This window comes from Chryseobacterium sp. JJR-5R (assembly GCF_034047335.1).
GTDB lineage: Bacteria > Bacteroidota > Bacteroidia > Flavobacteriales > Weeksellaceae > Chryseobacterium.
Map to the genome: position 1 here is coordinate 3,884,970 of NZ_CP139137.1, position 12,575 is coordinate 3,897,544.

Sequence of the window (12,575 nt, forward strand, 5' to 3'; positions counted from 1 at the left end):
TTATATTTTGGTAAACCGGGCACTGAGCCAGCCTTTTTTGGCTTCTTCAAAATCTTTTCTGGAGCAGGGAATACAGTTTTCTATATTTTCATCATCCCCAAAATACCAGAGATTGCTGAATGTATCCCTTTTGAAGGCATACTGGCGGTCATCAACCAAAACATAGAACAGTTCATAATGCCTTTCTTTAGGATGGGACCTCTGGATGTTAATCCCTTCTGTAAGGTACCAGATCATCTGTGCGAGAAGCTGATGGTTCAGCTGGTTCCCGGAATAAATATTATAATTGAAGATCCCGACAGATTTCAGGTTTTCGCTCAGCCCGATTTCTTTCATATAGGCACAGATTTCCCTTCTGTTCAAGCCGTTTACCTGCGGATTTACGGAAAAGGGTTCGCTGAAGCTTTCTATGGCATCACAGTTAACTGTTACCAGGTCTGCCTTCCTGAAAAAAGGCTCGGTTTTTTCCGTAGAGTTCATCATTTCTGCCAGACGCACGATATCAAATTCAACTTCTTTGATCAGCCGTATGGAATCTGCTTCATTCAAATGTTTCTGGTAGCCTAAATGATGGTAATTCTTGATAGAGAAATTCTTCGATCCTAAAATTTTGCCTAAAAAAGTGTATTCATCAATTGCCTCTCCCTGGTTCAGGGAAATGATGTTGCTGATCTGGGTGTAATTGATGTGTTTCAGATGAAGGTTCAGGGCTGAAAAAAGCGAAAAAGCAAAATCATTCGAGCCTCCGATAATTACCGGGACTGCTCTTTTAAAATGACAGGCCGATAATACTTCCTGAAGGATATAGTGGGAATCCTGAACGGATTTCCCGGAAACCAGGTCACCCAGGTCCACAACAGGAATATCAAAATCCAGCTGTGACAATTTGTAAAACTCTTTCCTGATCCCGGTAAAGTCTTGTACTTCCGCACTTCCGTTTGCCCCCCGGTAATCCGAAACGAAAAGGAGTACGATGCTGTCTTCCTTTATATTTTTCGTGATCCGGCTCCCGATCTGCCAGTTTTCCGTTTTGAAATTTCTTGGGGAAATAATAAAATCTTCAAAATTCATTCTCTCGTTTCAATCTTAATTTGGGGTCAAAAGTATTAAAATTAAATTATTTGCCAACCATAAAAAATTACTAACACTTTTTGTTAATGGCTTTATATTATTATTTTAATATTATTCCTCTTTTAAGATTTTAAAATCTCAAAAACAAAAGCCGTAGAAGTTCCAGATATGCCGCCCTGCGTGGCCCCGAATAAAAACTGAGGTTCTTTCCTGTCTTTACCCATCAAAATCATCGGGCGTTCCAGCCTTCCGAACCGGTTTAAATGTCTGGGAGGAGCCGGTTCACTGATGTAATGCTTCATTTCCAGATAGGCAATTTCCGGCTTCGTCCAGCGGATCCCGTCTTTTGTGGTTAAATGCAGGCCGTATTCGTGATTATAGAATCCCATATCCCTTGCCACCATATGAAATTTCCCATGCTGCTTCCAGACAAAAGCATCTTCCAGCTGGGCATTATCAGGCAGTGATGAAAAATCAATAACCGGGTTTTCAGATACTTTCCGGTAAGGCCCTTCCGGAAAATCTGCCTTTGCCAGCCCGTATTTCCGGTTTCCTCTTACCGCACCTTTCTGGGTTACATATTCTTCCGTGTTCCAGGATTTGTAGAACAGCCAGTATTTACCGTCGTTTCCTTTTACAAAAGCAGGATTCGTTGTGCAATGGTCGTCCCAGGAACCTTCTTCCCCGGGAAGGAGCAAAGGCTGTTCAGGCCTGGTCCAGTCTCCGTCGAGACTTTTTGAAGTGGCCAGTCCGATTCTTTTGGTATTGGTCTTCCCGTTGGAATTTCCCATGAAGAACAGATAATACCGATCCTCCACTTTTTTAATTAAGGGATTGTGACAAGTTGTGGCATCCCAGAAACCTTCACCTCTGGGAACAAGAATAACCTGCTTATGTTCAAATGTGTCAAACGGAGAATTGGCTTCTGCACGGCAGATTTCAGAACCGTTAAGCCAGCCGCCCATCCCTTTTTCTTTTTTCCACCGGGAATAAAAGAGATGGACTTTCCCGTCTTCACCCCAAATCGGTGAACTGCACCAGATGTAATAGCCTTCCAGAGAAAACTGCCGCCCCGATGGGTTTTAGATTAAAATACGGTTTTTCTTCCGTAGATAACAAGCTTGTAAATGAAGAACCCAAAATTACAGCACCCATTCCCAAGGCTGAAATTTTCAGAAAATTTTTGCGTGTGAATGTCGTGTCCTTAGTCATATCATCTATTTGAAAGCTAATTTAGCAGAAGCTTATAGATTGAGTATCCTGCGGTTTCAGGATTTTAAAATTATGAGTATATTCAAATGAATATACAGAACAAAAATTCATTGTTTTTCTATAATTGTGGTATTCCATTCTCAGAACTCATAAAAGAGAAAAGGACAAAAGAACATATTCCTGCACAAACTTTTTTCAGGATATCCAACAAGTTATAAAAATCAGAGAAAAACTGTTTCAACGTGCTATAATTGTAATCAAAAATATGCTAAAGTGGTTTTCTTGGATAAAAACAAAAAAAGCACAGACTAAAAATCTGTGCTTCATATTTTTTTAAAAATCAATTTATTTTTTTGCCGTTGGCTTTTTCACTGTCGGTTTTTTAGCCGCAGGCTTTTTGGCAGTCGCTGTTGTTTTTTTAGCAGCCGCAGTTTTCTTCGCTGCCGGTTTCTTTTTCTCCGCAAAGGCTTTTGGATCCTGGTCAGTGATCCATTTTTTAACCTCATCAAGAGAAATATCTTTCAGTTCTTCGCCTTCATATTTGGCATCGTCTGATTTTTTCGGGATTTTAAACATGGCTTTACCGAATTTGATGAAAGGCCCCCATCTTCCGTTTTCAATGGATATCTTTTCTTTTTCCCACTGCTGGATATACCGGTTGGCTTCTTTTTCCAGCTTGGCATCAATCAGCTCATTGATATCGCTCTGGGAAAGATTTTCAAAATCATATTTCTTCGGCACATTCACGAAAATACTTCTGTATTTGATGAAAGGCCCGAACCTTCCGGTACCTTTGGTTACCGGCTCGCCTTTATAGCTGGCAATGGGCGCATCGGCTATTTTCTTCTCATTGATGATTTCCTCCGCACGTTTCTGGTCTACAGACAGCGGATCTTCACCTTTCGGAATGCTGATGTAGGTTTCGCCCCATTTTACGTAAGGACCGAATCTTCCGACTCCGACTGAAACCGGCTGTCCGTCCACTTCATTCAGGTCAAAAGGCAGCTTAAACAGCTCAAGGGCTTCCTCAAAAGTGATGGTGGCAATATTCTGTCCGGCCATCAGAGAAGCAAAAACCGGCTTTTCTTCATCATCCGTTTCACCGATCTGGATCATCGCCCCGAACCTCCCGATTCTGGCATGGACATTTTTACCGGTTTTAGGATCTGTACCCAAAAGCCTTTCTCCTGTGGCGCGGTCTGCATTTTCTTCTACATCTTCAATCCTCGGATGGAATTTCGAGTAGAAATCATTCATCATCTGCTTCCATTTCTGGTCGCCACTGGCAATTTCATCAAAACTTTCCTCTACTCTCGCCGTAAAGCCGTAGTCCAAGATTTCTTTGAAATGATCGGTAAGGAAATCATTCACCACTTCCCCGATATCGGTAGGTACAAACTTATTTTTGTCGCCTCCGAACTTTTCTTCAAGGATTTCTTTTTTGATGGTATTTTTTGTCAGGGAAATTTTTACCACCTCTCTGGTCTGAGGTTCAATTTCTCTTTTATCAGCATATCCACGGTTCTGGATCGTCTGAATGGTCGGCGCATAGGTTGACGGACGGCCGATTCCCAACTCTTCCAGTTTTCTTACCAAGCCGGCTTCCGTATACCTTGCGCTTGGTCTTGTAAACTTTTCTGTTGCCGTGATTCTTTTATAGTCTAAAACTTCCCCTACTTTTACTTTCGGAAGCAGCTTTTCATTGTTTTCTTCATCATCGTCTTCTGCTTTTACAATCCCGTAGGCTTTCAGGAACCCGTCAAAGATAATTACTTCCCCCTGTGCCTCGAAGTTCTGAGGCAATCCGGCATTACCGATTTCAATAACGGTCTTTTCAATTTTGGCATTGGCCATCTGTGAAGCAAGGGTCCTTCGGTAAATCAGCTGGTACAATTTATTCAGCTGAACATCCCCTATACTTTTTACGCTGAAATCCGTAGGGCGGATGGCTTCATGGGCTTCCTGTGCAGATGAAGATTTTGTGGTATAATTTCTGGGTGCAGAATATTCTGCCCCGTATTCTGAAGTAATCTGTTTTTTTGCGCCTTCAATGGCTTCCTGGGAAAGGTTTACCGAGTCTGTCCTCATATACGTAATATACCCTTCTTCGTATAACCGCTGGGCAATACGCATGGTATTGGTTACATTATATCCGAGTCTGGATGATGCTTCCTGCTGCAGGGTTGAGGTGGTAAAAGGGGCAGACGCAGAACGTGTTCCCGGTTTTGTCTCAACATTCAGTACTTTGAATTCCGCAGCCTTCGCCAGTTCCAGGAATTTTTCAGCCTCTTCTTCTTTATTAAAATCTTTCTTAAGTTTTGCAGCGATTTCCTGCTGGGCCTGGTTCAGAAAAATACCGTCCAGCCTGAAGCTTGCTTTCGGAACAAATTCGCGGATTTCTTTTTCTCTTTCCACAATTAATCTTACGGCAACGGACTGTACCCTTCCTGCCGACAATCCTGGCTTTATTTTTTTCCAGAGTACCGGTGACATTTCAAAACCTACGATCCTGTCCAACACCCTTCTTGCCTGCTGGGCATTCACCAGGTTCTGATCTATATCCCTGGGGTTGTCAATGGCTTTCAGAATGGCATTTTTGGTAATTTCGTGGAAGACAATTCTTTTGCGGTTTTCAGGCTTCAGCTTTAACTCGTCTGACAAGTGCCAGGCAATAGCCTCTCCTTCACGGTCTTCATCGGAAGCCAGCCATACCATTTCGGCTTTCTTCACTGCCGCTTTCAGTTCCGTTACCAATTTCTTTTTGTCTGCAGAAACCTCGTAATCCGGGCTGAATGTAGCCAGGTCTATTCCCATTCCTTTTTTAGGCAGATCCCTGATGTGTCCGAAACTGGATTTTACATCAAAATCTTTTCCTAAATACTTCTGAATAGTTTTTGCCTTGGCCGGTGATTCTACGATTACTAAATTTTTCGACATCCTAAAATTTTTGCAAAAGTAAAGTTTTTTTATCAGATAGATTTTTTTATTACATTTTATTTAGTAATTCAAGAGGTGCAATACAGACCCTGTACAAGATCCCCTGGAAGGTAAACCCTTTCCCGGACATCTCTACCCTGTAGATTAAAGAGAAAATAATAATAGCCAGTGTGATCCAGAATTTTTTATCAATGACGATCAGTTCAAATCCATATACAGAACTGCTTTTCTTCAATAATAAAGCAAAAAGCACGATCATCATCATCATATGGATATACATCCATCTTCCCCAATCAATTGCCAGGTAAAACAGCGGAAGCGAAAATAAAAAAGCACCGGCCAGTAAAATAGACAACACCTTTCTGTTATTTAGAAATTTTAAATAATAGCTTAGATGAAAGATGCTGAACAGTACGCTTATCAGATAAAGTGCATATTCATTTTTATGTTCGATAATATAGTCTCTTTCATTGATATTCCAGTAAAAGATCCCGTATACCGGATGAACCCCCCGATCGGCGAGGATCTGCAGGGACATTCCTTCATTTACATTTTTCCCGAAGATTAAGATGAGCACAGTCGGGATTATGACGGAAAGAAAGTATTTCAGGTATCTTTTATATTCAAATTTTCCTGTTTTTAAATACAGGGCAATAGCAAAATACGGAATATAAAAAAGCACCACTTCATGCAGTAATGTAGTGATGAAAAGAGCCGCACAGAAAATATATTCCCGGTACCTTGTAAGTTTGCCTCTATCCAGAAGATAGACAAACCAGGTAAACAGCAGAAAAACGATAAATTCTTTTTTCCCGACATAGGTTACCGTGTTCAAAAGCCCTATAAAACCTATTGAAGAAAGCAAAAGAGACAGGTACAGCAGATCTGTCATTTTGTAACTGATCAGTTTTGTATATAGCCAGAAGAAACCTGATATGATTATAAACTGAAAGAAGTAAACAATATAATTAAGGCTCAGCCCTGTAAGATCCTGTAATATAAAAAAGAAGCTTCCGGACAATCCCCTTCTTTTGAAACCGCCGTCCTGGTAATTGATCAGCCAGTCCGCAAGAATATAGCCGTCGTCCTTAAAATTATAATAGCAGGTAAAAACAAGGGTGTAGAGTGCAGTAACCGCTATAAGGAAATAGATAAAAATTTTAATATTAAAGTACTGAACAAATTGGGATGGCCTCATAATGTGTTTAAAATTAGAACATAAAAAAGGAAACAAAGCAGGTTCAGCTTATTTTCATCATTTTTTTGCAGGTTCAAAAATAATGAATTTCAGCGTAAGTCTGCTTTATTTCCTTTAGCTATTTATTAATGCTCAGATTACTCTTTAATAATCTTTACCACTTCTTTTGAATCGTTAATCCTTAATAAATAAGCTCCTGAAATCAGTGAAGAAAGATCTGTTTTCCCGTTCTCAAATTTACCGGATTTCACCAGCTGGCCGGACATGTTATAGACCTGGTAGTAATACCCGTCATTACGGTCCGGTGTCCTGATATAAAGCTCATTTCTTACAGGATTCGGAAAGAATGATGTCTTTTCCCTGGCAGTTTCCTGAATTGCTTTTCCACTGAGAACCGCCGAAGGTTTTGTAGCCGGCAAAGCAGTAACCTGCAGCCTTGGAACCACACCTTCTTCATTTCCGTCAGCATCATATTTAATTTTAACACATCGGCAGCTCATCCCGAAATAAGGGTCATTGTTATCATGGAAGGCAATCATACGGTTGGCATTAGATGCAGTATCAAATAATACATTGATAGGCCTTCCGATATAGTTGCTGTTCAAGGCGGCCGTCCAGACTCCCGGATACTGGAAATTAATGGCATTAAAAGTTCCTGCAGCAGGCTGGTTAGCCGTTACGCTTCTGAATCCGCGTGATCCGGAATTAGGGTAATTGCCCACTCTGTAAGAAGAATCATTAAACGTATAGCCGATTGTATAACTTAGCGAAGAACTTCTTCTTACCCTCTGTCCTGCGTAATCACTCAGCACACTGTATGCAGTAGCTACATTTTTATCTTTTTTGTACCATGATGTAAATCCAAAATCCTGTCCGGAGGCAATGGCCACACCGGTAAGATCAGGAACCCTCCAGCCTTCAGGACACGGATCGAAAGGAGATTTTTCGCCTCCTCTTCCCCAACGGTCCGGAGCCAGATTCGGTTCGGTAGCCAGCCAGTCGGTACCGTTTGTATAAAGCGGTGCCGAACCGTTATAAGGCGCGAAACTGCTCGGAACCATATACACCAGCGGATTTCTTACAGAATAAGAGAGTACTTTTGCAATTTTTTCCGAGGTTTTATCAGTGGTCAGAACATTGGCATTGGAAGCATTTGCATAGGTATTATAAGGTACGATATAGTTTCCTGCCAGATCATTGTAGGAGGCAAAGGAAAGTGTGCTGTACGTAGTTGTTCCGGCTGCATTTACATTTCCAAGGTAAACAGGGTAAGAAGCCCGGTCATCTGCATACTGAAAAACCGGAATCGGGTCTTTTCTTCCCCACTGGTAGTGCATGCCGGTAGAAGCTTTGATCTTTGCCAGTTCTGCTGCGGACGGGGCCAGCGGATTATCCACTACCGGAAAGGCATCCGTGGCGCCCAGGTTCCTGTCCATAAATTCAGTCTGGAAAATATTATCGGACTTTGGCGTGTAATTGACATAATTGGTGACCGAAGAGACCGGTAATTCTGTTGTGTAATTATATGAACCCACAGCAGTATCCGTTACCCAGATATGCCAGGACCAGTACACCGGATTGGTGACACTTCCGTTATGCAGCGTTACCACAGCGTTCCCGCTTTGGTTCGGATTTACGGTAACTGTAATCCTGGAAGATGTAATAGCGCCTAACGAACCCGGAGAAGGATTGACCACCGTTACGTTATTGATCAGGTTTGTATTCGTTGTCCAGAGAACTTTGGTTTTAAGATTGTTAAAGTTAGCCGTATTTAAAATGTCTTTATTATTCAATAGCTGGCTTTGCACGGAGAATGCCTTATTCACCGGGATATCAATGGTAAAAGCCGAAGTGTTCTTTACAACCTGGTACGTATTCGGATTATCGAGGCCTTCACGGTATTCTGTCTGGGGAAGAAGGTATTCCGTAGGGAAATCATATTCATCCACTACGTATAACGGATCTTTGATGCATCTGCAGCCGGCAGCATCCGTAGTAGGGTTTCCTCCTAGAGGAAAATACCAGTACCTGCCCTGAACCCCCGGATAATTGGGATCCGCAACATCAGGCTGCCTTTTATCCGGGATCAGAAATAAAGTCCTTGCACTGACTGCCGGAGTCGTATCAAAGTTTCTGGTCATGGTTGCTGTCCACAGGGTCGTCTGATGCTGGTCTGTAAACTGGCCCTGGTGAGCATTGTAAAAAATAGCTCCCGTCCCGGGATACATTCCCATATTAAAGCCTCCTGCATTGGACAGATCAAACCCGAAATTGGGATAAAGCTTAAAGTTGGTCATAAAACCCGGCACTCCGGAATCCGTAGGCTTTATTTTATGGTAGCTGTTGGCCTCAAAAACATTTTTCCCCATATTTGTCCTTACGCCGAAGGGTGAGAAATCTACCCTGATATCATCCACATATGATGATGAAGACAAATTAGCTACCAGAACCGAAGGCATTCTCCAGCCGTTCGGGCACGGATCGTAAGAAGATTTGTCCTGATAAGGCTGCGCTGCCTCATCAGCATTATAATTGGCATTTACCCTGCCCCGGGAGTTGTCTGACCAAAGGTTAAGTTCGGGCAATTGGCTGTCATTGAGGCCCGGCATCCTGCCGAACCAGTTTACCATCAGGTTTGTATTGTTGTTGTAATAGGCGATCCCGGAATTATCATTTTTATTTACATAGATAAGGCTGAGCGGATTTTTTACGGAAAGCCGGATGTTATTTGTGATGGTGGCACTGGAAAGCGTGATAAACCTCCTCAGATTATCAAAATTCGTAGCGCCGGTAAAATTCTTTGCGCCTCTGTGTCGTACCCGCCCTATCGATCCTGAAACTTCGTAAAAGTCATTTCCACGCTGTACCAACGGCGGGATAGGGTCTTTCCTTCCCCACTGGTACAGCAGCCCGATGTTCCTGTTCCACTCATTTGCGGTAAGTGAACCGCTTAAGGCTCCGAGATTCCTGTCCATCCAACCCCATTCTGCATCAGGAATAGTTTCAATAGTTCCATCTGCTCTTTCCCTTTTTACATTGGGGTAACTTTTGTATTTTGAGCCATTGGAAGGGTCATCCGTCACCCAGATATGCCAGGACCAGAAAATTTCACCGTTTACCCTGAAAACAACTACCGCATTCCCTTTTTTAGCTTTATTTACAGGTACCCGGATTTTTGCATTTTCGCCGGAGTCCACTACTTCCAGTGCATATCCCTGTCCGGACTTTATCAATCCGTGGACGTCTTCCCATAAAACATCTGCCGTAAGTTTCCCTGCAGGGATCGAGGCTCCGCCGATATAACGGTCCTGTTCCCACATGGCATAGGCTTTTCTTACAGGAATATAGAGACCGTCACCGTTCTGGCTAGGATCAAATATATAACTGTTGGGTGCCTTGGTCCAGTCCGGACCGCCAATTCTGGATGCACTTTTTACAGCATCAGATAATTCACTTAAACCGATAGAGCTTATATTTCCATTAAGATTTTGTTTTTTATCTGCATTCAGAGATGCAGATGATTTGATTAAAGAATCCGGGTTTTTGAAATATGCTTTCTGATGCATCTCAAAATCCCGACTTGTTTTTACTTCCATGCTTTTGGCACAGACCCCTTGCGTAACCAGAAAACAGGATACCGCTGCTAAACTTATGACTGACTTCCTCATGTTTTAAATTTTGTGTATTATAAAAATACAACATTTACACCTTTCTCAAAGAAAATTGATTTATTTTATAAATAATTAATGAATAAAATAATTCACACAATAATAAGATAACACAAATCATATATTATCACACAAATCCTATTTGGATTTATCGTTTTTTTACGAAAACAAGGCGTTTTTTAAAAAATTTATAAATAAGGACATTCAGTTTTAACAATTCTTAACATTGGGAAATATTATAGATGGTATAAATAACATAACAGATGAGGGCAGCGTCTATCAAACACTGCCCTCGCTATTTTTTATTTTTACCGTTTAATTACGGTAAAACATGATTTTTGTAAAGTTCCCAGGTAAACCTTCCGGCGGTAATGTTCCTGAAGCTTGAAAAGACCACAAAATTGAAAATCGTAAGCGCAATAATAAAGGAATAAATTGCTCTTTTTGTAGCTTCAGAAGTTACATACATGGCATTCGGGATGATAATATAGGCAAACCCGATAAATGATCCGGCCAGCCTGGAAGAGAAAATAGGGTTACTCCTGAAAATGAAATAAAAACATACACCGATTACCACATATGCTCTGTGGTATTCGTAATAAGGGAATTTTTCTTTCATCTTTTCATCAAAGGTAAACAGGAAGAACGTGAGGATGGCCATCATTACTTCCGGAATCCCGATGGCCCCATTCAGCCTCTCGGCAGACTCATCCATATACCCGTTGAAACCTACGGCAAAGGTACTGTCTGATGCAATACTGTTCATGACACTTCCGAAGGAACGGTATACTTCAAACGGCGACAGGAATACGGAAATAATGATCATCCCAAGCATCACGAACCTGTTCAAAGGAATCTTCACCAGCCAGTACATGGGTAAGAACACATAACAGACAGTATGGATTCCGGCGGCAAGGTAAATGCATAAAAGATAGGCTATGAGTTTCCGTTCTTTAATATACCTTATTCCGAAATAGGCTATGAAAGAACCCAGGTTCTGCCTGATCTGCCCGCTTTCCCCGATAAAGAATCCGGGAATAAACAGAAACAGCATGAAGGTAAAAGGATAAAAAGTATTCTCTTCCGTATATTCCACTTTAAAATAAATGGCCAGAATGGCAATGACAAAAGTAAGTATGTAGAAAGGGGCATTAAAGATATTGAGTAGAAACTTATTGATGAAAACATACAGCCATTCTACTTCCACGGGCTGAGGCCCCTCCATCCCGATGGCTTTCAGGAACAGGGAAATATAATATTTGGTATCTGAATACACATAAATCCCACGGTAACTTCCATAATCCGGGCCTACATTATCCCGGAGCCCGGCAATAACCATTAAATACAGACCTAAAAACCAAAGCCATTTTTTTTCCACTCTTCCATTGAACACTTCCTGGTAGCTGAAAATCATCATGTAGATGATCGCAATGATATAATAAGGATGTAATAAATGCATGCTTAGATATAATGTTTTTTAAACTGATAAGAAGCCATTACCATCCCCGTAAGAATGAGCGGCATAAACAACCTTGTTTCCCAGAAAATCCCTACCAAAGCAATCATAATAAGATAAGGGATGGAGAAAAATAAGTACTTCCTGATCATTGTTTTACCGGTATTATCGCAGAATGTATAGCTGAAATAAATACCCAATGCACCGAACAGCAATCCCACGAGGTTATACGGGCTTGTTACATTTTTAATCAGGTAAATCCCTTCAAAGAATGAAGCATGCTGAGGAATCAGGATCCTCAAAGCCATATAAGGTACTATAAAAGCAATTACCAAGGCAAATACCTCTTTAAGAAAGATAAAGTTTTTATTTTTAAGGTTTTCAAAACTGATAAAAACCGCTGCAAAAAAAGCAATATTAAGACAGGCTGTTTCTCTCACCAGTGTCGAGATAAAAATAATGATCCCCAAGCCGATTAAATCTGCCTGCGCTCTGCATTCTGCATATTTAAGGGTAAAAAACAGTCCCCAGATATAAAAAAAAATGGCGATCAAGTCACAGTTGGTAGGAACATACTGCATAATCACGATAAAAAATACCGCAATAAGGTGGACCATTTTCCTGACATTTTCATTGATGAGAAGCGCAACAGGCTTCAGCTTTAAAATCAGATGAAAGACAAATGATGTAAGAAGAAAAAAGAAAACATTAATAAGGAATGTGCTGTGATAAAACAGAGATCCCTGCTTTAGAAGAAAACTTTTCGCAAAAGGCAGGTAATGATTTACGGTAAAAGTTACCGCATCCGTTACATGTACACTCAGGTAATTCGGGATTACGCGGTAGGCATACACGGAAGAAAACATAAAATCCGGTGCTTTTTCCCAGGATTTGATACCGACCACATAGGAAGTTTCAAACCCGTAATAGGAGATAAAGAACAGTAAAAAGGGAAAAATTATTATAAATAAAAATCCGTTTATTTTTTCATCAGAGATTTTAAACATACCAAATCTGAGCTTATTGGCTCAGT

General features: G+C 41.2%; 8 protein-coding genes. All 8 read right to left on the bottom strand.

The features are described from left to right. Positions 1-1,071, bottom strand: a complete 1,071-nt coding sequence (locus tag SD427_RS17165) for a formimidoylglutamase (RefSeq protein ID WP_320558996.1) — start codon at positions 1,069-1,071, stop codon at positions 1-3. Positions 1,072-1,193: 122 nt separating this feature from the next. Then, positions 1,194-2,036 (bottom strand): glycoside hydrolase family protein, encoded by an 843-nt coding sequence (locus SD427_RS17170; RefSeq protein WP_320558997.1) that lies wholly within the window; start codon positions 2,034-2,036, stop codon positions 1,194-1,196. A 49-nt stretch (positions 2,037-2,085) separates the two neighbouring features. Beyond that, positions 2,086-2,283: a hypothetical protein gene (locus SD427_RS17175; protein WP_320558998.1), complete on the bottom strand. Its 198-nt coding sequence runs from the start codon at positions 2,281-2,283 to the stop codon at positions 2,086-2,088. Between the two features lie 345 nt (positions 2,284-2,628). Continuing rightward, positions 2,629-5,220 carry a type I DNA topoisomerase gene (topA, locus tag SD427_RS17180; protein WP_320558999.1) on the bottom strand — a complete coding sequence of 864 codons (2,592 nt, stop codon included), beginning with the start codon at positions 5,218-5,220 and terminating at the stop codon, positions 2,629-2,631. Positions 5,221-5,269: 49 nt separating this feature from the next. Next, positions 5,270-6,418 carry a hypothetical protein gene (locus SD427_RS17185; RefSeq protein WP_320559000.1) on the bottom strand — a complete coding sequence of 383 codons (1,149 nt, stop codon included), beginning with the start codon at positions 6,416-6,418 and terminating at the stop codon, positions 5,270-5,272. A 137-nt stretch (positions 6,419-6,555) separates the two neighbouring features. Further along, the gene (locus tag SD427_RS17190) at positions 6,556-10,086 is read right to left on the bottom strand and encodes a T9SS type A sorting domain-containing protein (RefSeq protein WP_320559001.1); all 3,531 of its coding nucleotides are present in this window, start codon (positions 10,084-10,086) and stop codon (positions 6,556-6,558) included. A 319-nt stretch (positions 10,087-10,405) separates the two neighbouring features. Then, the gene (locus SD427_RS17195) at positions 10,406-11,545 is read right to left on the bottom strand and encodes an EpsG family protein (RefSeq protein ID WP_320559002.1); all 1,140 of its coding nucleotides are present in this window, start codon (positions 11,543-11,545) and stop codon (positions 10,406-10,408) included. A gap of 2 nt (positions 11,546-11,547) precedes the next feature. Continuing rightward, positions 11,548-12,549, bottom strand: a complete 1,002-nt coding sequence (locus SD427_RS17200; RefSeq protein WP_320559003.1) for a hypothetical protein — start codon at positions 12,547-12,549, stop codon at positions 11,548-11,550. Positions 12,550-12,575 lie beyond the last annotated feature (26 nt).